This is a genomic window from Streptomyces maremycinicus, assembly GCF_001184025.1.
Lineage (GTDB): Bacteria > Actinomycetota > Actinomycetes > Streptomycetales > Streptomycetaceae > Streptomyces > Streptomyces maremycinicus.
The window spans coordinates 26806-48075 of the sequence record NZ_BBYG01000029.1 but is presented as its reverse complement, the minus strand read 5'-3'; the positions used below and the strand labels follow the sequence as shown (position 1 = coordinate 48075).

At 70.6% G+C, this 21270-nt stretch carries 16 protein-coding genes and 1 pseudogene; 11 read left to right on the top strand and 6 right to left on the bottom strand.

What is annotated here, in order from left to right; all coding sequences use genetic code 11:
- Window positions 1-161 precede the first annotated feature (161 nt).
- Window positions 162-1397 (top strand): phthiocerol/phthiodiolone dimycocerosyl transferase family protein, encoded by a 1236-nt coding sequence (locus tag AOQ37_RS37410; protein ID WP_445407668.1) that lies wholly within the window; start codon window positions 162-164, stop codon window positions 1395-1397.
- 53 nt (window positions 1398-1450) lie between these two features.
- The gene (locus tag AOQ37_RS37405; RefSeq protein WP_062651550.1) at window positions 1451-1969 is read left to right on the top strand and encodes an RNA polymerase sigma factor; all 519 of its coding nucleotides are present in this window, start codon (window positions 1451-1453) and stop codon (window positions 1967-1969) included.
- 405 nt (window positions 1970-2374) lie between these two features.
- Here the strand turns inward: AOQ37_RS37405 and AOQ37_RS37400 are convergent, their stop codons facing one another.
- Window positions 2375-3025: a helix-turn-helix domain-containing protein gene (locus AOQ37_RS37400; protein ID WP_062651548.1), complete on the bottom strand. Its 651-nt coding sequence runs from the start codon at window positions 3023-3025 to the stop codon at window positions 2375-2377.
- A gap of 423 nt (window positions 3026-3448) precedes the next feature.
- Here AOQ37_RS37400 and AOQ37_RS37395 point away from each other — a divergent pair, with 423 nt between their 5' ends.
- Window positions 3449-4696, top strand: a complete 1248-nt coding sequence (locus tag AOQ37_RS37395) for a helix-turn-helix domain-containing protein (protein ID WP_062651539.1) — start codon at window positions 3449-3451, stop codon at window positions 4694-4696.
- Between the two features lie 361 nt (window positions 4697-5057).
- Here the strand turns inward: AOQ37_RS37395 and AOQ37_RS37385 are convergent, their stop codons facing one another.
- The 3 genes from AOQ37_RS37385 to AOQ37_RS37375 form a co-directional block, all read right to left on the bottom strand.
- Entirely contained in the window at window positions 5058-6077 is a 1020-nt protein-coding gene (locus AOQ37_RS37385; RefSeq protein WP_062651535.1) for a LacI family DNA-binding transcriptional regulator, read from the bottom strand.
- A 152-nt stretch (window positions 6078-6229) separates the two neighbouring features.
- The gene (locus AOQ37_RS37380) at window positions 6230-7354 is read right to left on the bottom strand and encodes a DUF1996 domain-containing protein (RefSeq protein ID WP_062651533.1); all 1125 of its coding nucleotides are present in this window, start codon (window positions 7352-7354) and stop codon (window positions 6230-6232) included.
- Window positions 7355-7493: 139 nt separating this feature from the next.
- Window positions 7494-9686 carry a discoidin domain-containing protein gene (locus AOQ37_RS37375; RefSeq protein WP_062651531.1) on the bottom strand — a complete coding sequence of 731 codons (2193 nt, stop codon included), beginning with the start codon at window positions 9684-9686 and terminating at the stop codon, window positions 7494-7496.
- 437 nt (window positions 9687-10123) lie between these two features.
- On the opposite strand from AOQ37_RS37375, the gene AOQ37_RS37370 reads away from it, so the two are divergent.
- The 8 genes from AOQ37_RS37370 (at window position 10124) to AOQ37_RS37335 (ending at window position 18717) form a co-directional block, all read left to right on the top strand.
- Window positions 10124-10882, top strand: a complete 759-nt coding sequence (locus tag AOQ37_RS37370) for a GntR family transcriptional regulator (RefSeq protein ID WP_062651530.1) — start codon at window positions 10124-10126, stop codon at window positions 10880-10882.
- A 346-nt stretch (window positions 10883-11228) separates the two neighbouring features.
- The gene (locus AOQ37_RS37365; RefSeq protein WP_062651529.1) at window positions 11229-12353 is read left to right on the top strand and encodes a TIGR03364 family FAD-dependent oxidoreductase; all 1125 of its coding nucleotides are present in this window, start codon (window positions 11229-11231) and stop codon (window positions 12351-12353) included.
- Window positions 12347-13075 (top strand): HAD family hydrolase, encoded by a 729-nt coding sequence (locus tag AOQ37_RS37360; RefSeq protein WP_062651528.1) that lies wholly within the window; start codon window positions 12347-12349, stop codon window positions 13073-13075. Before AOQ37_RS37365 ends, AOQ37_RS37360 begins: the two co-directional genes overlap by 7 nt.
- Window positions 13072-14187 carry an ABC transporter ATP-binding protein gene (locus AOQ37_RS37355; protein WP_078890577.1) on the top strand — a complete coding sequence of 372 codons (1116 nt, stop codon included), beginning with the start codon at window positions 13072-13074 and terminating at the stop codon, window positions 14185-14187. The genes AOQ37_RS37360 and AOQ37_RS37355 overlap by 4 nt, the downstream gene beginning before the upstream one ends.
- A complete protein-coding gene (locus AOQ37_RS37350; RefSeq protein ID WP_062651527.1) occupies window positions 14180-15052 on the top strand; it encodes a 2-aminoethylphosphonate ABC transporter permease subunit in 873 nt (290 codons plus the stop codon). The genes AOQ37_RS37355 and AOQ37_RS37350 overlap by 8 nt, the downstream gene beginning before the upstream one ends.
- Window positions 15039-15836 carry an ABC transporter permease gene (locus tag AOQ37_RS37345; protein WP_062651526.1) on the top strand — a complete coding sequence of 266 codons (798 nt, stop codon included), beginning with the start codon at window positions 15039-15041 and terminating at the stop codon, window positions 15834-15836. Before AOQ37_RS37350 ends, AOQ37_RS37345 begins: the two co-directional genes overlap by 14 nt.
- A 72-nt stretch (window positions 15837-15908) precedes the next feature.
- Complete coding sequence (locus AOQ37_RS37340; RefSeq protein WP_062651525.1) at window positions 15909-17000, top strand: 2-aminoethylphosphonate ABC transporter substrate-binding protein; 1092 nt, start codon at window positions 15909-15911, stop codon at window positions 16998-17000.
- Window positions 17001-17235: 235 nt separating this feature from the next.
- A complete protein-coding gene (locus AOQ37_RS37335; RefSeq protein ID WP_107085401.1) occupies window positions 17236-18717 on the top strand; it encodes an alkaline phosphatase family protein in 1482 nt (493 codons plus the stop codon).
- 263 nt (window positions 18718-18980) lie between these two features.
- Here AOQ37_RS37335 and tpg read toward each other — a convergent pair whose 3' ends face one another.
- Complete coding sequence (gene tpg, locus AOQ37_RS37330; RefSeq protein WP_234437142.1) at window positions 18981-19568, bottom strand: telomere-protecting terminal protein Tpg; 588 nt, start codon at window positions 19566-19568, stop codon at window positions 18981-18983.
- Between the two features lie 895 nt (window positions 19569-20463).
- A pseudogene (locus AOQ37_RS39410) lies at window positions 20464-21237 on the bottom strand (IS5 family transposase); the annotation flags it as partial.
- Window positions 21238-21270 lie beyond the last annotated feature (33 nt).

Here is a 21270-nt window from a genome sequence, read left to right as displayed (position 1 = left end):
CCCGACCGTGCACTCTCGAAAGGACGTTGAGCCGGATCCGCGGCGCAGGCCGATGGCCGGCGTGCGGCTTCCGGGAATGAGCGGACGAAAAGAGGGCCTGGGTCATGCGCCGTGCGTTGTGTCCGGTAGAGACGCTGTATGTCGGGCAGCGAAGCCGAGCGGTGCTCTCCTGCACCCTGCGCGGCCGTCTCGACACCGAGGCGCTGTCGGCCGCGTTCGACGCGGTCACCGAGGCGCATCCGGCGCTGCGGACCCGCATCGTGCCCGACGGCGAGGGCTTCGCGCTGGACCTGCTGGACGAGGCCGCGCGCCCCCGGCTGAACACCCGGACCGGCGCCGCCGAGGACGCCTACGCCACGGAGCTCAACACACCGCTGTCCGTCGGCGGACCCCTGAGCCGGGCGGTCCTGGTGAGCTCGCCGGACGGAGAGGGCCACCTGTTCGTGCTCTCGGTGGACCACACCGTCGTCGACGGACACAGCGGCATCGCCCTGCACAACGAGATCTGGGAACGCTACCGGGCGCTGGCCGAGGGCGAGGAGCGGCCCGGCGCCGCGGAGGGCGCCCCCGGCTGGGCGGTGCCCGTGAGCGAGTTGCTGCCCGAGGTGGACGAGACGGCGACGACCGCGTACCTGGAACGGCGCGTGGACGAAGCCCGCCGGTACCCGGCGCAGCTGGTGGCGTACGACGTCACGGATCCGTCCGCCGTCGAGGGCCGTATCGAGGTGTGCCGACTGGCGCTGGACGAGGAGCGCACCGGCCGGCTGCGCCGCACCGCCCGCTCGGCGGGCGTGACCGTGCACGCCCTGGTCGCCGCCGCCCTGCTCACGACGGCGCGCCGGCGTCTGCCCGGCGGCGAGCCGCGTGCCCTGCGCTGCCTCTCCCCCGTCGATCTGCGCTCGCGGCTGTCACCGCCGGTGCCCGCCCTGGTGATGGTGCCCGCCGTCACCAGCCACCTCCAGGCCCTGGACGTCGCCCCGGAGTCGGACCCGCTCGAGCTGGCCCGCACCGTTCACTCCCGGCTCGGCGAGTTCGTCGCGGGCGACGGCCCCTACCACGAGATGCGGATCACGCCCGAGATCCCACGCGACCCCACGCTCCAGCTGGCGACGGTGATCGCCACGAACATGGGCGTCGTCCCGGGGCCCCGGCTGCCGGAAGGCCTGGAGGCCACCGACGTCCGGCTGGTGCCCGCCCGGGAGCAGTACTTCCCGGCGGCCGGACGCAGCCCGGTGATGGCCTGTGTCGTCTCGTTCGAGGGACGGCTGGCCATCGAGTTCCCCTACTTCACCGCCTGTTTCAGCCCTCGGTTCGTCCGTGCCTTCCGCGACGAGGTCGGTGCGGTGCTCGACGCCTGCGCCGCCGCCGTCGAGCCCGTCCCCACGGCGGCGGGCTGAGGCGGCCCACCGCACCGCACCTCACCGGCCACCGTAAGGAGCCCTGCGCCGACATGAGCGACGTCCGCGACATCCCCACACCCCTGGCGCTGCTGCCGCGCGCCCAGGCGGGCGACGAACAGGCCATGAACCAGCTGCTGACCGGGATCGTCCCGTACGTCGCACGACTGTGCCGGTCCATCACGCACGACGACGGTGCGGACGCCACGCAGGAGGCGCTCCTCGCCGTCTACCGGGGTCTGCGCACGCTGCGGGAGCCGACCGCGTTCTACGGCTGGGTGCGTTCGGTGACGGTCCGCGAGGCCGTCCGCACGGTGAAACGGGCCGGTGAGGAGGGGCCGTACCAACGGGTCGAGCCGGGGCAGGAGGCCAACCCGCTGGACGCCGTGCACATCAGCGATGTGCTGGACCGGCTGTCCATGTCCCACCGGCAGGTCCTCACCCTGCGCGCCTACGGCCTCAACGAGGAGGAGATGGCACGTGTCCTGTCACTGCCGGTGGGCACCGTACGGTCCCGGCTGCACCGCGCCCGGTTGCGCTTCCGGGAGGCCTGGCAACCCTCGGCGGCCTGAGGCCCGTCCGCCTGCGGAGCCTGCCGTGCCCGGCGCTGTGGAGCCTGCCGCGTCCGGCGCCTGTGGATTCCGCGCGCCCGGGGCGGCGGTGCCTTCCGGGCGGCCCGCGCGGTCCGCCGCGCGCGGGCGTGGGGCGGAGGAGGCCGTCCGCGCGGAGCGGGCGTGCCGGCGTGCCGGCGACGCGGCGGAGCCGCGTCGCGACGCCGGGCCCGCGGCGGGACCACGGAGAAGGGCTCCGGAGGCCCGGCGGGCGGCGGGCGTCCCGGGGCGCCACCCGGCACGCCGCCTGGACCCCGGGACGGACGCGACGGAGGCCGCCTGCACCCCCGGGACGGACGCGACGGAGCCCGCCGGCGGGAACTTCCCGCCGACGGCCACCGCCCGCCGTGTCCCCCGTCGTGCCCGTCACTCGATGAGTTCCGGCAGTACCCGTGGGGGCCACTGGCCCGGCGCGAACAGCCCTAGCGCGTGGGCGCGGGCCACCAGGGCGGGCCGGTTGGGGGCGTCGAACCGGCGCAGCAGCAGGCGCACGCGGTACTCCACGCCCTGACGGCTCAGGTACAGACGGCCGGCCAGCTGCACGGTCGACGCACCACCGGCCACGCCCTCCAGGACCTGCACGTCGAGTTCGCTGAGCGTCAGTTCGCGGGGGTACGGCTCGTCCGCCGCCCCCAGGGGGCTCAGCAGGAGGACCAGTCCGGCCGGCCCGGTCGCGCCGGTGACCGCTATCGCCGTCAGGTCGGCGGCGAAGACACGGCCGCTGTCGTGCCGCCCGGCCACCCGCTCGGTGAACCAACTCGTGCGGCCCTCGGAAAGGTCGGTGAAACGATGGCACAGCACCTCGGGCGTACCTGCCCGGAGCAGATCGCTCAGCCTGCGGTCGCATATCTCGCCGGGGCTCGCCCCGAACTGTGCCGCGAAGTCGGCTTCCGCGGCCGTGATGGTCATGCCCTTCGGACATACGTGGGCCGTGTAGGTGCGGCGGCGGTTCACGCCGGCGCCCGCCTTGACGACGGTGGTGGATGAGGCGGTGATGCTTGTGGTCACCACGGACATACCGTCTTTCCCTCTGTACATGGGGGTTTCGATGCATCCCGCCCGGTTCGGCAACCCCGCGGGACAACGTTGTCAGCGTGTCACTTTCGCGCGGTCGCCACCGGGTCGGGGCGATATCACATCGGGTCGGCAACTCGGAGGCTATGGCCGGACAACCCACCTGGCAAGGGTTTGCCTATCCGGGCGCGCCCATTGCCAACGCTTTTGGCCATGGGGCAATTCCAGCCAATCGGATCCTCCGCCCGGCCGTTCCGGAACTCGGTACGCAGGGAGCCATGGCAAATGACAGGAGAAACCTCGCGTGCGCAACCGTGTTGCCCCCATTGCCAAGCCTCCCTAAAGTATGGGCAACTTCCGGACGTGACCTCGGAAACACGGGGCGATCGGAAGACTCAAAAGGACCTCAGGGGATCAGAGGGCGAAATGCTTGAGCAGCCGCACTTCGGCCGGCAACTGAGGAAGCTCAGGCTCGAGCGGGGCTTGAGCCAGGCCGCGGTCGTCGGTGAGGGCATGTCCACCGGATACCTCTCCCGTCTGGAGTCGGGCGAACGCCGGCCCACCGGACGGACCGTCAGCTATCTGGCACAGCAACTCGGCGTGGACATAGTCGCGTTGACCGAGCCGCGCGCGGGCGGTTGCCTGAGACGCGCGCTCGCCGCCGCGACCTCGGCGCCGCCGGGCACGGACAGCGCCACCGCCCTCCTCCAGGCGGTGCGCGACGACGAGCACGACGACCCCGTGGGCCGCTGGCAGGCGCTGTGGCTGCTCGGCCGGATCAGCGGCGGCCAGGGAGACTTCGAGCAGGAGCGCGTTCATCTGCGCGAGCTGATCGAACTGAGCGAACTGATCGCGGACCCCGACCTCCGGGTGCGCTCCCATGTGCAGTACGCGCGCTGTCTGGTCGCCCTGGGCAAGGCACGGGCGGCGGAACCGGTCGCCGTCACCGCGCTCACCCTCGCCCGCGCGGAGCGGCTGTCGTCCGCCGACGTCATGGCCGCCCTGACGGTCCTGATCGCCGTCGAGACCGGGCTCGGCCTGCTGGAAGCGGCCGAGCGCCATGTACGCGAGCTGGAGGCCGAGTTGCTGCCCACGGCCGCTCCCCAGCCGGCCGCAGAGGCGCTGTGGACCGCCTCGGTGGTCGCCGATCGGCGGGGCGACCACCGGACCGCCCGCTCCCGGCTCGAGGCGGCGCTGGCATTGCTCCGGGGCGGCGACGACCTGATCCTGTGGACCCGGCTGCGTACGGCGGCGACGGCCGCAGCGCTCCAGATGTCACCGCCGTGCGTGGCGGCGGCGGAGCGGTGGCTCGGCGAGGCCGAGGTGGTCCTCGAACTCATCGGCACCCCGAGCCAGCTGCACGAGGTACGCGCTCTGCGGGCCCATCTCGCCTTCCACCAAGGCCGGTTGGACGAAGCCCGGACGCTGTGCGGCGCGTTGCCGCGGGACGGCGAACTCCGGCTGCCGCACGGGGACCGGGTACGGCTGGCGGTCCTGGAGGGCCGTCTGATGATCCTGGAGGGCCGGGTCGACCAGGGCGTCGCGGCCCTGCGCCGCCTCGGCCAGCAGGCGACGGACGCCCACAACCTCGATCTGGCCACCCACGTCTGGCGGTCCCTGGCCACGGCACTGGCCGACGTCCGGGCGCCGGGCGTGGGCGGCGCCTTGCGCTAGATGGGTGCGCTGGACGTGCGCTGGCCGCCGGCCAGCCGCCGTCCCTCCGGCCGGAGGACGGCGAGTCCGTCGGCGGTGGTCGGGGGGCGTATGTCTCGTTCCCGGTTCCCGACGAACCAGAACTGGCGGCTCTGATTGCCGACGCGGCCGATCGCGCCGGGACGTTGTGGGCCGCCCATCGCGGTCTCGACTGAGGCCGGTTCGGCTCGGGGCCAGACAGTGGCGGTTACGGATCGGTACGGCAGAAGGCGCTCGTCGCGGCAGGTTCTCGCAGGGTGCGCCGCCCGCTCGTCCTCCCCTGCCCCGTCTGATCGCATCCGGGTGGCGAGGGCCGGGGAAGGTAGGCGGCGGCAGCGGCCTCTCAGGCCGAGTCGCGGACGATGAGTTCGGGGTCGAAGAGTGTGTGGGTGGGACTGCTCACCGATCCCTGGAGCTGGCCGGCCAGCAACTCCGCCATGGCGGCGGCCATCTTCTCGACCGGCTGACGCACCGTCGTCAGCGGCGGCCTGCACGTGATCGCGACGGTGGAGTCGTCGAAACCCACCACGGCCACGTCGTCGGGTACGCGCCGTCCCTGCTCTCGTACGATCTGGCAGGCGCCCTGTGCCATCAGATCATTCGCCGCGAAGACGCCGTCCACTTCCGGGTGGTCCTCGGCCAGGCGCATCATCGCCGCAGCCCCGCTGTCGAGGGTGAATTCACCTTCGACGACCGGTGCGGGGCCTCGCCCGGCACGCTGGAGGGCGTCGCGAAATCCGGCGAGCCTGTCCCGTCCGGCCGGCAGGTCGCCGGGGGCGCTGATCGTCGCGGGGTACCGGCAGCCACGGGCCAGTAGGTGTTCGGCGGCCAGCCGTCCGCCCGCGTAGTGGTCCATGTCCACGTAGCTCACCGGCAGTGGCTGTGACGGCCTGGCGAACAGCACGACCGGGACCCGGGCGTCGAGAAGCATCCGGGGCAGCGGGTCGTCGGCCTGGATGGATACGACGAGGGCGCCGTCCGCGCTTCCCTGACGCAGGTAGCCGACCACCTGCTCCCGGGCCGCGACGGTCTCGGCGAACATCAGCACGGGATGCATGGCGTGTCCGCGGAGGTACGTCATGGCGCCGCTGACGATCCGGCCGAAGAAGGGGTCGGTGAAGACGCGTGCGGCAAAGCCGTCTCCCGCGCCGGAGATCAGCAGGGCCACCGTCTGCGCGCGTCGTGTCACCAGGGACCTCGCGGCGCCGTTCGGGCTGTACCCGGTGGTCCGAATGGCGCGGCGCACCACATCCTGGATCTCGGGGTCCACGTTGCGAACACCGTTCACGACGCGTGACACCGTCGCTCGGGAAACACCTGCTTCTCGGGCGACATCCTCCAGGGTCGGTCCCCGCTTGTTCACCCCGGCACTTTAACGTGCCGTTATCCCCGTCACCCGCGGGTTCTCCAAGTGCCTCGGCCCCACACGAACGGACCGGGAGCCCGGCCGTTCCCCGGAGCGAACGGAAAGCGGCCGGGCCGCGGCCGGGCTGTTCGGCGGGATCACCGGCCGGGTCAGGGAAGCCGGTAGTCCGTGTTCAACGCCGCGCCCACTTCGGGGTGCGTCTGGTCGTAGCCACGGGCGTCGCACTGGAGTCCGCCCACGACGCAGTGGTCGACCATGGCCTTGAGGGTCCGTTCCTCCCATGCGTTGAAGAAGTCGTAGTGGAAGGAGTAGCCGCGTCCGCTGGCCAGGCGTACCTGGCTCATGTCGCCGTTGACCGGGAAGGCCATCTTGAACTCGATCATCGGCAGGGCGACCGGGTGGTCGGCGGGGCACATGTTGTCGTTGGTACCGGGTTTGACGACCGGGTATGCCATGTGGCTCTTGTGGTCGGGGGTGTCGAGGTACTTTCCGTCCCAGCAACTGGGCGACTGGAAGCGGATGTTGAGCTGGACGTCGGGCCGGTTCGGACAGGCCGCCGGGAAGTCGGTGTTGAAGTAGCTCTCGCCGCACTCCCAGCCCTCGACGAAGCCGCGGTGACGGCGGAACGCGTCGGCGCTCTGCGTCGGATCGCCCACGACGAACCTCAGCCCCTTGGGGAACGGGCGCACGCTGGTGTAGTCGGTGACGCCGGCCTTGTAGTAGATGGTCTGCGGGCCGACGGGCAGGATCTTCTGGTCGCCCTTGTACAGCAAGGGCATCCAGTAGCCGGAGGCGTCGGCGGGTGCCCTGCACGTGGTGGCGCCGCCGTAGAGGGAATCGGTGGTGCTGCTCGCGTTCGTGGAGGTGTTGCCCATGAAGGTGTGGTCGTGGGACTTGCCCGGCTGGCCCGGGTACACGATCGGGTCGTCCGGGGCGGTGTGCGTCACCGAGCAGTTGGCCTGGAACTCGTGGAAGTAGCGCGGCGGCGGCGTGGCCGTGGACGGGGTGACGCCGGTGACCTGCGGTACGGCCGGTATGTAGCCGTCGCCGTCCGGGTCGTCGCCGGACGCAAGGGTGGACGCGGCCATCACATGCCCGGCGTGCGCGGCTTGTGCGGTCTGTGCGGTCTGTGCGGTCCGCGCGGCGGGTGATGCCGTACGTGCTTCAGGACCGTTGCCGGTGCCGGCATGGGCGATCGTGCCGATACCGAGGGCACCGGCCACGAGCGCGCCGCTGATCAGGAGTGCGGAGAGCCGTTTCGGACTCGATCTCATGGGGTCTCCTGCCCGTGAGGTGGGAAGAGGGCCCGCGCGGTACGAGCACATCGCACAGGGGCCGGTACCGCGCGGGTGGTGCGACCGGGGCGGCGGCGGGATCCGTCTGCCTGCCGCCCCGGGTGGTCGGGGCACGGCGTCAGCCGTAGATCCCCAGCTCGTGGAGGGAGTGGCCCCACCCGGTGCCCCTGGCCGTCAGCTGGAGCCGGACATGGCGGGCGGTGACCACGACGTCGAGGGTGTCGACGTCTCCGTCACCCGTGGTCGTGGCGTAGGCCTGACGCCAGGTCGTGCCGTCGTCGGAGACCTGCACCTCGTAGGACTTGGCGTAGGCGGGGTCCCAGACCAATTGCACCGTGCGGATGGGCCTGGGGACGCCCAGGTCGACCCGGATCCACTGCGGGTCGCTCCAGTCACTGGCCCAGCGCGTGACAGGGTCGCCGTCGGTGGCGTTCCCGGCCGGGCAGGGGCAGTCGCCGTAGGACTGCTGGAAGGAGGACGCGGTCGCGGGCCGGTGCAGTGCCAGGTTGGTCCCGCTCACCGGCGGGGCGACGACCCTGACGGACTCGGTCTCGATGCCGGCGTTGCCCCGGCCGTCCTCCGCCTGGATGTACACCTTCCACACACCGAGCTTCGCGGGCGCGGTGACGGCGAAGGTGCCGTTGCCGGTGGAGCGCCACCGCGCCTCCACGAGCCGTTTGTCTCCGTCGGCGTAGTTTCCGCTGAGGTAGATCCTGGACGTGATCGGATCACCGTCGGGGTCGCGGATGTCGGCGTGCACGGTGAACTCACGGCCCGCCGGAGCCGCGGAGGCCGGCGAGACGGCCATGTTCGTGATGACCGGCGGCGTGTTGCCACCCGCGGAGCCGGTGTACGCCTTCTTCACGGCATAGTACGACAACCGCTTCAGCCCGTCGGGAACGAGGTTGAACCAGACGCCGCCGAAGTCGTGCTCGCGACCGTAGTGGAAGAGCGTGGCCCCCAGGGCGACACCCGCGTGGCCGGTGACACAGCCCCACGCCCTGGTGTAACCGTCGGCCTTCTGCACGTCGGTCGGCTCGTCGGGGATGCCGTTGACGTCGTCGGGAACCTCCCACTCACCGGCGGGACCGCCCTCGGTGATGATGTAGGGCTTGTCGTAGCCGCCGTCGATCCAGTCCTGCCGCACCTTGCAGAGGTTGGCGTAGGAGTTCACCGCGTACAGGTCGAGACCGGGCGCGTTGCGCTTGTAGTACGGCCAGGCACCGGTCCAGGCGTCCGTGGAGGTCACGGGGTGGTCGGGGTCGATGGCGTGGATCTTCTTCGCGACGTCGTTCACGAAGGAGGTGTAGGCGTCGCGCTGCGCCTCCAGCCCGGCGCCGCCGTAGCAGTTCTGGAGACCGAGGACGGACTCGTTGCCGACGTTCCACATGAGGGTCGCCGGGTGGCTCTTGTAGGTGTCGACCCACTGGGCGAACTCGTCGAGCATGCTGTTCTTGTACGTCGTGTCCGTGACGTAGTCGACGCAGCCGCCGGCGCCGGGGCCGCCACCGGGCTGGAGCCAGAAGCCGTTGATGACCTTGATTCCCTGGGCGGCGGCGGCGTCCAGCAGGGGCTTGGTGGAACTGTCGGTGCCCCACGTGCGGAGCGTGTTGACGCCCATGGACCTCACGTCAGGCAGATACGTGGGCGCGTCGGCCGCGGGCGGGCCCCACGTGAGTCCCTTGATCGTGTAAGGCTGCCCTGCGACGGTCAGCTGCCAGCTGCCCCGCGAACCGGTCACCTTCACCGCCCCACCGGGGGCCGGGTTGTCGCCGCCTCGGCCGCCGTAGACCTGGAACTCCCACAGGGAGTACCCGTAGCCGCCGGCTCGCGTGACGCCCTGCATACGGACGTAGCGGCCCGAGCCGGAGACGGCGATCTCGTCCGTGCCGCCGTCGCTGCCGGTGACCGCCTTCAGGGTCCGCCAGTCGCTGCCGTTGTCGGATGCCTGGAGCTCGTAGTTCTTGCCGTAGGCGGCCTCCCAGGTCAGAACCACGCGGCTCAGGTCCCTGCTCGCCCCGAGGTCCACCTGGATCCATTCGCCGTCTCGCCGCTCGCTCGACCAGCGGGTGCCGGACAGGTCGCCGTCGACGGTGGCTCCCGCGACGTACGCCTCGCCTTCCTGCGAGGAGGCCGTGGCCGGCCTGCCCTGGGAAAGAAGCTCCTCCGCCGCGTGTGCCCGCGGAGACAGGCCCAGGGTCAGCGAAGACGCCAGCAGCGCGCCGAGCACCGCGAGGGAGATCCCGCCGCGTCGACGGGAAGTAGTGCGCAGAGGGAGGGGTCTGTACACGGCGGCTCCTGACTGTTTCATGGCACCGGGCGGTCAGGCCGGACTCACGGTTCGGACCTGCGCCCGAGGCTTCTCGGACAGGGGGGTGCACGGTGCGGTGGGGCGCCTTGCCGGTCCGGGCGCGGGGACATGAGATCCCGGCCCGGAAGGGAACCGGAGTCCTCACGACCGGCGGTGTGAGGCAGGGGTCGCCCGGGGGCGGCACGGGTACAGCGGGGGTTCTCCTCGCTGCGGGGCAGGTCATGCGGGAGAGCGCTCTCCCGACCATCCCGCCTCTGTGATGCGCGGTCAATATCCCCGACACGACTTTCCTTCGGCCTTGAGTTAACTCTTGGTTCGACAGGCCGATCAATGCGGGGCGCACGCCAGTGGCTTGGATCCGGGTCACCAGCGGGCGTCAGTCGGCCCGGCAGCACCTGGCTGTCAGGACCGTGACGCCGTCTGCGACGATCGTTTCCGTGGACCCTACGCACGACCAGGACCCTGGCGCCCCCGTCCGCTCCGGCATCCCGGAGCACGGCCGCATCCCGAAGTACTACGCGGTGAAGGCGCACATCGCGCGGCTCGTCGACGAACTGGGTGAAGGCGGGCTCCTGCCGACCGAGCGGGATCTGTCGGAGAAGTACGGGGTCGCCCGCGAGACCGTACGGCAGGCACTCCGGGAGCTGCTGCTCGAAGGGAAGCTGCGGCGACAGGGGCGCGGCACGGTGGTCGCCGGTCCCAAGCTGGAGCAGCCGCTGTCGCTCGCGAGTTACACCGAGGGTGTCCGGCGGCAGGGGCTCACCCCCGGACGCTCCCTCATCTCCCTCGACCGGTTCCCCTGTCCGGAGGCGCTCGCCGCCGAGGCGGGGTTCGAGCGGGGTGAACCGGTCTGGCATCTGGAGCGGGTGCTGCTCGCGGATGACGAGCGGATGGGCCTGGAGAGTACGTACGTGGCGGTCCGGCGGGTTCCCGACCTCGACCGGGACTTCGACCCCGACTCGTCGTTCTACGCGTACCTCAACGAACGGATCGGTATCGCTTTCGGTGACGCGGACGAGCGGATCGAGACCGTACTGGCCACCCCGCGCGAGGCGCTGCTGATCGGGACACCTCCCGCGCTGCCGATGCTGCTGATCCACCGGGTCTCGCGGGACACCCAGGGCAGACCGCTGGAGCGGGTGCGGACCCTGTACCGGGGGGACCGGTTCTCGTTCACCGCGCATCTCGGTGGTTGAGCGTTCCTGGTGAGCCCCCGCCGCATGGGGGGCCTTGGGCCGACCTGTGCCGACCTGTGCCGAGCTGGCGAGCTGGCGAGCTGGCGAGCTGGCGAGCTGGCGAGGCACGACGGGCGTCGGCATCGCGCGGATGCCCTCCTGCGTGAGCTCGGGACGTCGCAACTCCCTTCGCAGCAGCGAGCATTGCATGCCCCGCCGCACCCGATCCCCGACCGGGGAGAGGCTGATCAGCGCCACCCATTGATCACGGAATGATAACGGGTCTAGCCCAAACGTGATGGGCAGTTCACCATCTGGTTGCTGTCCGGACCTTTCCGATTCCCCCGTACCGAGGAGCGTGGCCGTTGTGAGAGTGATAGTCGTCGGAGCCGGCGTGGTGGGCACCCTGCACGCCTGGCACGCAATAGAACGCGGCCACCGGGTCGTACAGATCGAGCGTGAGGCGGAGGCCCGCGGGGCCTCGCTGCGCAACTTCGGCCAGATCTGGGTGAGTGGCCGAGCCGGAGGAGAGGAGCTCGACACCGCCCTGCGGGCGCGGGAGCTGTGGGAGGAGATCGGCGCCCGGGTCCCGGGTCTCGGCTTCCGGGGCTGCGGATCGCTGACCCCGCTGCGCAACCCGCGCGAACTCGCCGTCGCCGAGGCCGCCCTGGCCCGCGACGACGCGGCGGCCCGCGGCTACAAGCTGCTCACCGCGGGTGAGGCGCGCGCCGTGAACCCCGCCCTGCGCGGGACCTTCGAGGCCGCCCTGTTCTGCGAGCGCGACGCGGCCGTCGAGCCGCGCACCGCCCAGGTCTCGCTGCGCGCCGAGCTGCTGAGGTCCCCGGACTACACCTTCCTGCCGGGCCGCGAGGTGCGCGAGGTGATCGGCGGGAACGCCGTCCGCGACGACCACGGCGACGTCCACACCGGTGACGTCGTGGTGTTGTGCACCGGCGCCTGGCTCGGCGGTCTCGTCCGCGAACTGGCCGGACCCGACCTGCCCGTACGGCGGGTGCGCCTCCAGATGATGCAGACCGCCCCGCTGGGCGAGCCGCTCACCACCTCCGTCGCCGACGCGGACAGCTTCCGCTACTACCCCGCCTACCGCAGCGAGGCGCTCGACGCCCTCAACGCCGGGCAGCCGCAGACGCCGACCGCCGCCGAGCACCGTATGCAGCTCCTCATGGTGCAGCGCGCGGACGGCGGGCTGACCATCGGCGACACCCACGAGTACGAGCTCCCCTTCGCCTTCGACACCCTCGAAGACCCCTACGACCACCTCACCGAGGTCGTCGAGTCCTTCCTCGGCCGCCCGCTGCCGAGGATCCGGCGCCGCTGGGCCGGGGTGTACGCGCAGTGCGTCGACACCAGCCGGGTCGTGCACCGCCAGCGCGTACGGGACGGGGTGTGGCTGGTCACCGGGCCCGGCGGGCGCGGCATGACCTGCTCACCCGCGATCGCGGAGACCACCGCCGACGAGCTGGGATGGTGACCGATTTGAACGAGCTGAACGAGATACGACTGGTGGTGCTCGACATGGCCGGCACCACCGTGGCCGACGGCGGCCTCGTGGAGCGGGCCTTCGCCTCGGCCGCCGGAGAGCTGGGCGTGGAGCCCGGGTCCGCGGACCACGCGGAGAAGCTCGACTACGTCCGCGCCACGATGGGCGAGTCCAAGATCTCCGTCTTCCGGCACCTCTTCGGCGAGGAGTCCCTCGCCCAGCGCGCCAACGCCGCGTTCGAGAAGGCGTACGGGGAACTCGTCGACGGCGGCGCCGTCGCGCCGATCGCCGGGGCGCGTGAGGCCATCGAGGAACTCCAGGCGGGCGGCCGGACCGTCGTCCTGACCACCGGGTTCGCCCGCGTCACCCAGGACGCCATCCTCGCCGCCCTCGGCTGGCAGGACCTGGTGCCGCTCACGCTGTGCCCGGCGGACGCCGGCGGACGCGGACGCCCCTACCCCGACATGGTCCTGGAGGCGTTCCTGCGCACCAAGGCCGCCGAGGGGGTCCGGCAGACCGCCGTCATGGGCGACACCTCCTACGACATGCTCGGCGGTGTCCGCGCCGGCGCCGGACTCGTCGCCGGCGTCCTCACCGGGGCGCACGACGAGAACGCGCTGCGCGCCGCCGGGGCCGGGCACGTCCTCGGGTCGGTGGCCGAACTGCGCGCCCTGCTGGGTGAGTTCACCGGTACCGGCGGGGACCGACGATGAGCAGCGGGCTCCGCTTCGACCGGGTGTCCGTCGCCTACGGCGGCACCACGGTCCTCGACTCCCTCGACCTGACCGTCGAGCCCGGCGAGGTGATGGCCCTGCTGGGACCGTCCGGCTCGGGCAAGACCACCGCGCTGCGGGCCGTCGCCGGATTCGTGCGGCCCGCCGCCGGGCGGGTGTTCATCGGCGACCGTGACGTGACCGGTCTGCCGCCGCACCGGCGCGGGATCGGCATGGTCGTCCAGCAGTACGCCCTCTTTCCGCACATGCGGGTCGAGGACAACGTCGCCTTCGGACTCAAGGCGCAGAAGGCCCCCAAGGACGAGATCCGCGGGCGGGTGGCCGAAGCACTGGAGATGACCGGGATGGCGGCGTACGCGCGACGCCACCCGCGCGAACTGTCCGGCGGACAGCAACAGCGCGTCGCCATCGCGCGGGCTCTCGCCATCCGGCCCGGCGTCCTCCTGCTCGACGAACCGCTGTCCGCTCTCGACGCCCGGCTCCGCTCCGGGATGCTCTCCGAACTCGCCCGCCTGCACCGCGAGTTGCCCCACGTGTCGATCCTCTATGTCACCCACGACCAGGTCGAGGCGCTGACCTTGGCCGACCGGATCGCCGTCATGGACAAGGCCCGCCTCCAGGACGTCGGCACACCCCGGGAGCTGTACCGGGCGCCCCGTACCGAGTTCACGGCGTCCTTCGTGGGCAACGCGAACCTGCTGCCGGTGACGGTGGGGTCGGGCGGGGTGGACTTCTCCGGGACCGAACTGAAGGTTCCGACCCGTGACGCCGCCCGGGGTACGACGGCCACGCTGTGCGTGCGCCCGCACCTCGTCGGGCTCGGCGCCGGGCCCAACGCCCTGACCGGGTCGGTCATCGAGGTGCAGTGGCGGGGGGCCACCCATCGGCTGTACATCGAGGTGGCGGGCCACCGGGTCATGGCCGACCTGCGGGAACTGCGGCAGCCGCCCGCCCTCGGAGACGAGATCACCGTGCACTTCGGGCCGGAGGACGCGGTCCTGCTCTCCGCCGGTGTCACACCCGAACGGTCGGCTCCCGTCGCCGTCAGGGAGACGGTGGGAGCCGCCGACCAGGGGAGCCGGGATGGCTAGCGCCGCGGTCGCCGCCCCGGCGAAGGCGGCCACCAGGACCAGGACCGGAATTCCCTCCTGGGTCTGGGCCCTGCCCCCGGTCGCCGTGCTCGGGACGGTGTTCCTCTATCCGCTCGGGCTGGTCGTGCAGCAGTCGTTCCGCCCGGACACCGGAGGGACCTCGGCGCGGGCCTACGCGGACGTGTTCGCCTCGACCGCGTTCCGGGAGGCGCTCGGCACCACGGTGTGGCTGGCACTCGGATCCACCGTCGGTTGTCTGGTCCTCGGCTTCGTACTCGCCGTGGTCATCGCCTTCGTGCCGTTCCCCGGCGGGAAGGCGGTCGCCAAGTTCATCGACGTCTTCCTGTCCTTTCCGTCCTTCTTGATCACGCTCGCGCTGCTGTTCGTCTACGGCACCGTCGGCATGGCCAACGGACTCTGGACGGGCGCCACCGGAGCGGCCGAGGGACCCTTCCAGTTCCTCACCACGCCCTGGGGCGTGCTCCTCGCGGAGATCACGTACTTCACACCGTTCGTGATGCGGCCGCTGCTCGCCGCCTTCTCCGGCATTGACACCGGTCAGCTGGAGGTGGCCTCCTCGCTCGGCGCCCGGCCCGCCCGGATCGTGCGGCAGATCGTCCTGCCCGAGGCCCTGCCCGCACTCGCCGCCGGCGGCAGCCTGGTCCTGGTGCTGTGCCTCAACGAGTTCGGCATCGTCCTGTTCACCGGGGCCAAGGGGGTCACCACCTTGCCGATGCTCGTGTACGGCAAGGCGATCCTGGAGTCCGACTATCCGGGAGCGTGCGTCGTCGCCGTCGTCAACATCTCGATCTCCGTGGGTTTTTACGGCCTCTACCGGGTGGTGAGCCGCCGTGTTGGTGCATAGCCGCAGAGGGAAGTGGGCCACCTGGGCCGTCTTCTTCCTCCTCTTTCTGCCCATTTTCGCCCTGCCTCTGCTCGTCGTCCTCGCCGCGTCGTTCGCCACGAACTGGTCGAGCGCCTTCCCGTCCGGCTTCACCACCGGGCACTACAGCGTCGCCACTCGCGGCGAATCCCTCCAGGCCCTCACCACCAGCCTGGTCACCGCCCTCACGGCGAGCGTGCTCGCGCTCGTCGTGGGGACCTGGGCGGCGCTCGCCGGTCACGCCCTGAAAAGGGGCGGAAAGCGCCTGCTGGACGCGCTGTTCATGCTGCCGGTGGCCGTGCCGTCCGTCGTCGTCGGGCTGGCGATCCTGGTCGCCTTCTCCAAGCCGCCGGTGCTGCTCAACGGCACCCGGTGGATCGTCGTCCTCGCGCACGCCGTTCTCGTCACGGCGTTCGCCCACCAGTCGGTGTCGGCCGCCATCATGCGTCTCGACCCGGCCTACGAACAGGCCGCCGCGTCCCTCGGCGCCCGGCCCTCCTACGTGCTGTGGCGGGTGCGGCTCCCGCTGCTGCTGCCCTCGCTCACCGCCGCAGCGGGCCTCTGCTTCGCCCTGTCCATGGGCGAGTTGAGCGCCACGATGATGCTCTACCCGCCGGACTGGACCCCGCTTCCCGTCCAGATCTACGCGGCCACGGACCGCGGCGCCCTGTTCACCGGCTCCGCGCTCGCCGTGGTCCTCATGGCGGCGACGGTGCTCGTGCTGTTCGCCGTCTCCCGGATCCGCACCAAGGCCTCTTACCGCTGATCCGCCGATCCACTGATCCGTTCCACCGGATCCCCCTCAAATCTCTTGCCCACGCAAGGAGTTGACCTCGCCATGCCCAGAAACACCCGCTCGCTCCGCCTCGTCCCGATCGCCGCCGCGACCGGCAGCCTCGTCCTCGCCGGCTCGCTCACCGCGTGCGCCGGCGACTCGGCCGCCGCCGACGCCGAGGTCGTCACCGTGTACAGCGCGGACGGCCTCAAGGGCGAGAACGGCGACGGCTGGTACGACCAGGTCTTCAAGGACTTCGAGAAGCAGACCGGCGTCAAGGTCAAGTATGTCGAGGGGGGTTCGGGTGAGATGGTCCAGCGAGCCGCCCGTGAGAAGACCAACCCGCAGGCCGACGTGCTCGTCACCCTCCCGCCGTTCATCCAGCAGGCCGACGGCAAGGGCCTGCTCCAGAAGTACGCACCCAAGGGCTCCGACCAGGTCGACGCCGCCGACAAGGCCGCCGACGCCACCTGGACCTCCGTCGTCAACAACTACTTCGGCTTCGTCTACAACAAGAAGGAGCTGAAGCAGGCGCCCACCACCTGGGACGAACTGCTCGACGGCACGTACAAGAACAAGCTCCAGTACTCCACCCCCGGTGTCGCCGGCGACGGAACCGCCGTGCTGATCAAGGCGATCCACGACTTCGGCGGCAAGGAAGCGGCACTCGCCTACCTGAAGAAGCTCCAGTCCAACAACGTCGGCCCGTCCGCCTCCACAGGCAAGCTCGCTCCCAAGGTCGACAAGGGCGAACTGCTGGTCGCCAACGGCGACGTCCAGATGAACTACGCGCAGTCCAAGGACATGCCGAACCTCGGCATCTGGTTCCCGCAGGCCACCGACAAGGCCACAGACGCCGTCGGCAGGCCGACCACCTTCGCGCTCCCCTACGCCGCCGGTCTCGTCACCAAGGCCCCGCACACCGCGAACGGCAGGAAGCTCCTCGACTTCATGCTGTCCGCCACGGCGCAGCAGCAGGTCAGTGAGATCGGCGGCGGCTTCTCCGTCCGCTCCGACGTCAAAGCCACCGACGCCAACGCCATCGCGCTGACCGAGCTCATGGACGGCGTCGAGGTCTTCGAGCCCGATTGGGCGGACATCGACGAGAACCTCACCACGTACGTCGAGGACTGGAAGTCCGCCACCGGCAGTTGAACCACCGACAGCCGGACCGGCCGCAGTTGAGACACCGGCAACCCAACGGCGGTCGTACGACAGGCCGTCGGCCGCGTCCGCGCCACCCAAGCCGCACGCTCCATTCGTGCCACCCGCGAGGCCCCTGGACCCGAACCGCCGGGGGCGTCGCCGTGCCCGGCACCCACCACCCCTCGTCGTTCCATCCGTGCTCCACACCCTCGTCCCCCTCCCGGAGGATCACGTGTCGTCACGCATGTCCCGTCGCTCCCTGCTGGCCTCCGCGGCCGGCCTCGCCCTCGCCGCCGGACCGCTCGCGTCAGTCGCCCGCGCCGCCGCCAAGACCCCCAAGGTCCTCGTCATCGGCCTCGACGGCACCCTGCTGAACCGCGTCAAGGACGCCGACGCCCCCAACCTCGACGCCCTGATGGCGGCGGGCCTCACCGCGCCCAGCAGCATCTACGCCAACCCGTTCGCGCCCACCCTCTCCGGGCCCGGCTGGTCCACCCTCATCACCGGCGTCTGGCCCGACAAGCACAACGTCAAGGACAACACCTTCACCGGCCAGAAGTTCGCCCAGTACCCGGACTTCCTCACCCGTATCGAGACCGCCAAGCCCTCCCTGTCCACGTACGCCGTCTCCTCCTGGGCGCCGCTGACGGACACCGTCTTCTCCTCCAAGGTCGACACCCGCGTGTCCACCCCGAGCGCCGAGTACGACACCGGCACCACCTCCCGGGCCGTGGCCCAGCTGCGGGACGCCAACCCGGACGCGGTGTTCGTCCAGCTCGACAACGTCGACCACGCGGGCCACAGCTACGGCGCCGCCAGCCAGCAGTACCTGGACGCCGTCCACGGCGTCGACACCCAGGTCGGGCAGATGGTCGCCGCGGTCAAGTCCCGCGCCACGTACGCCTCCGAGGACTGGCTGATCATGGTCACGGCCGACCACGGGCACACCGACGCGGGCGGCCACGGCGGATCGAGCTGGCCCGAGCGGCAGACCTTCATGATCGCGACCGGCCCCACCCTGACCGCCGGTGCCGTGCGCTACGACGTCAAGATGCCGGACATCGCCGCCTCCGCCCTCGCACACCTCGGCATCGCCATCGACCCGGCCTGGGGGCTCGACGGACGGCCCGTCCAGCAGCCCGCCCCCGACGACTTCGACGCACTGCGCCCGCAGCTCGCCACCCGCGTCGACGAGACCGGCATCGGCGCGGCGGTGATCGGCTTCACGCACACCCCGCCGAGCGGCTGGTCCGTCGACAACTCCGCGATGGGCACCGGCGGTGTCACCGAGTGGCGCGGCTGGTCCTTCACCACGGACGAGTTCTGGACCAAGGCGCAGGCCGACCAGAACCGCGAGGGCAACATCCGCGCCCGGAACGTCTTCGCGGTCGCCGACGGCGACGAGTGGGCGGACAAGGCCTTCTCCGGCAGCTTCGACTCCGCCCTGGTCAGCCCGCCGTATCCGGTCACCGCGGGCGCGCCGGCCACACTCACGTACACCACGTACTACCGCCACGAGGCACCGCAGAAGGGTGAGGTGCTCGTCTCCTACGACGGCGCCGCGCCCGTCACCGTGAAGACCTACACCGCGGACACCTCCTCCCGGGTCGAGAAGGTGACCCTCCAGGTGCCGTCCGGCGCCAGGACCGCCCGGGTCCGGTTCCGTTACACCGGCGGAAACAACTGGTACTGGGTGATCGACGACGTATCGATCAAACCGGCCTGACTCACACGAGGCCGATAACGCTCGACCGTGCAATGAGCGTCGGAGTCGACCGGCGTGACCACTCAGCAACCGGGCGCCCGTCGCCCCAGTGCCGGCGTCCGGGGGATTTTTCGCCCTCCGCGGCCTCGAACAGGCAGCTGGTGGTCGCGCCGGGGCGCCCGGACCGGTTCGCGGGGCACAGCGACGCGCGGGGCGAGCGGTCGACGGGTACCGCCGAGCGGCCACATCCTGGTCATCTTCGACCTCGCATTCATGGTGAGGAATCAGAACGGGCCGCCGCCAGAGCACTGTACGACGACCCGCCGGATTTCTTTATAGCAGGCCCGAAATTGGGCCGCGCCAGAATAGGAACTCGATGGCCTGAACGTGCGTGAAATCCGCGCGCAGGCGATCGGCGCGGGTGCCCAATTCTGTGAAATACGATTCGGTGATGGCCTCCGCGACGATCGGATGCAGATCCTCCTCCGTCGCACCGCCTCCTGGAGCTGGAGGATCTGCGCGGCGTAGGTGGGCGAGACCGGCGTGGTGATGGTGCGCTCGCGGCCGTCGTCCGAGCTGCCCGTGCAGGTGAATCCGAAGTAGGCCGTCACCTCCACCATCATGCCGCTGGCGGTCGCCGCGCGCTCCCGAGCCTGTGCTCTGACCTGCGGTTGCCACTGGGATTTAGTCTCCTCCACCAGGGCCGCCTGGAGCCTCTGCTGAGGCTTCGTTTGCTGTCCGGCGCGGTAGCGCTGCACGGTACGGGGCGAGACACCCAGTTGTTCGGCGAGGGCCTTCGTCGACTTCTTGGCGCGCGTGTAGAGGAATTCGATCTGGGCCTTTGCGGATTTCGGCGCGGGCCGGGTGAACACCTTGGGCTCCGCGCGCTTGAGGGCGTCCAGGACGCTGTTGCGGCGCGGGGCCGCGGCTGCGTGTCGTCGCTGTCGATCATTCCTTCAGCAGACACCCGTTCCCCTGTGGACAGATTCCGTGCCCGGGCACCCCACCGTTGCGGGAGGGGTTGACGGCGTAGATCAGCGGTCTTGAGTGGAGGGCCACGTCCAGAGCAAGGGGACTGGCCATGGATCTGCTCAGGCTTTCCGACCGGCTGCCGCAGTGTTCACGCTGCCGGGGCCGACCTCATCGTGGTCCTGCCCGACGGCCAGGAGGTCACCGGCCGCCTCCAGGAGCGTCAGCAGGTCCCAGGCGCCTGACTGTACAAGGTGGCCGTCCCGGCCTGGTTTTGCGAACTAACACCGCCAATCTCCTCGCTGCGGGCACTTAGCTCACAAATAGGCGGTAGCGGTGTTCTCCTGGTCGATTTTCTCGGGCAATGTCGTATCGAACCCTGGCAGCAACGCGTCGCAGGTGATTCGAGGGCCCCTGTCGCCTTGATGCGGCTGTTTGCTGCAGGCGGCATGGCTGGCCTGGTTGGGCGTCGCATTCAGGGCAGAGGGCACCTCGGACCCGGTAGCGCCAGCGCCGGAGGGAGTCCCAGTGTGGTGGGGGTTCGGGCTTCTCCCAATCCCACTCCTCGGCCTTCTCATCCCAGTAGGGAACTGACGGTTCATACCTATAGGCGAGATCCATCTGCTGCTGCATCCAGATGTAGGCCGAAGCATCTTCATCGGCGGTTCCACGGTTCAGGAGGTCCGCACCCTGCCATGTGTACTGGTAGATGAAGTGGCGCTCCACGTCTTTGAGGAGTCGAGCGCTGATGCCGGGCGGGCTGGGTTCGTGGATCGGCTCTAGGGACTGTTTCTCGGATCATGTGCGGAGCCAGATGATGAGTGCGGCGAGGGTGACGGTGCCGAGGTAGATGTAGGCCCGTTTCTCGTAGCGTGTGGCGACGGCACGGAAGCCTTTCAGGCGGTTGATGGCCCGCTCGACGGTGTTGCGTTTCTTGTAGTGCTCGCGGTCGAACCCGGTGGGCCGGCCGCCGCGAGAACCGCGGGCATGGCGGTGTCTGCGCTGGTCGAGTCGCTCGGGGATGGTGTGTGATATCCCGCGTCGTCGCAGGTAGCGGCGGTTTTCGCGGGACGTGTAGGCCTTGTCGGCCAGCACATGGTCGGGCCGGGTTCGGGGCCGGCCCACTCCGATGCGGGGCACCGACACCTGCTCCAGGACGGGCCGGAGTTGGGGACCGTCTCCGTAATGTCCGGGTGTCAGGAGGAAGGCGAGGGGTCGGCATCGTCCGTCGGCTGCGAGGTGGATCTTGGTGGTGAAGCCGCCGCGGGAGCGTCCCAGACATTCGCCGATCTGACCACCTCCTCCAGTCGGACGGCCAGTTTCCGAAGCACCGGATCGACCTGGTTCGTCCCCCGGCCGGGCCCCCTTTGAAGAACCGTGGCGGACGGCGTCTTCCGTGCGCCGGCGGCGTGCTGGTGGGCACGCACCGCCGTGGAGTCCACCGACACGTCCCAGTCGATGCCGCCCGCGGCGTCTTCGGCGGCCTGCACCTTCGACAGGAGCATCTGCTAGATCCCGTCCGCCGACCAGCGGCGATGGCGCTTGTAGACCGGTCTCCCACGGCCCGAACCGTCAGGTCGACTCGATCGGATTCGTGGTCCGCAG

What these genes read in the sequence shown, in the direction of transcription:
- AOQ37_RS37405 (WP_062651550.1), top strand. Translation starts at nt 1,451, where the DNA reads ATGAGCGACGTCCGCGACATCCCCACACCCCTGGCGCTGCTGCCGCGC.
- AOQ37_RS37400 (WP_062651548.1), bottom strand. Translation starts at nt 3,025, where the DNA reads ATGTCCGTGGTGACCACAAGCATCACCGCCTCATCCACCACCGTCGTC.
- AOQ37_RS37395 (WP_062651539.1), top strand. Translation starts at nt 3,449, where the DNA reads ATGCTTGAGCAGCCGCACTTCGGCCGGCAACTGAGGAAGCTCAGGCTC.
- AOQ37_RS37380 (WP_062651533.1), bottom strand. Translation starts at nt 7,354, where the DNA reads ATGAGATCGAGTCCGAAACGGCTCTCCGCACTCCTGATCAGCGGCGCG.
- AOQ37_RS37375 (WP_062651531.1), bottom strand. Translation starts at nt 9,686, where the DNA reads ATGAAACAGTCAGGAGCCGCCGTGTACAGACCCCTCCCTCTGCGCACT.
- AOQ37_RS37360 (WP_062651528.1), top strand. Translation starts at nt 12,347, where the DNA reads ATGGTGACCGATTTGAACGAGCTGAACGAGATACGACTGGTGGTGCTC.
- AOQ37_RS37355 (WP_078890577.1), top strand. Translation starts at nt 13,072, where the DNA reads ATGAGCAGCGGGCTCCGCTTCGACCGGGTGTCCGTCGCCTACGGCGGC.
- AOQ37_RS37350 (WP_062651527.1), top strand. Translation starts at nt 14,180, where the DNA reads ATGGCTAGCGCCGCGGTCGCCGCCCCGGCGAAGGCGGCCACCAGGACC.
- AOQ37_RS37340 (WP_062651525.1), top strand. Translation starts at nt 15,909, where the DNA reads ATGCCCAGAAACACCCGCTCGCTCCGCCTCGTCCCGATCGCCGCCGCG.
- AOQ37_RS37335 (WP_107085401.1), top strand. Translation starts at nt 17,236, where the DNA reads ATGTCCCGTCGCTCCCTGCTGGCCTCCGCGGCCGGCCTCGCCCTCGCC.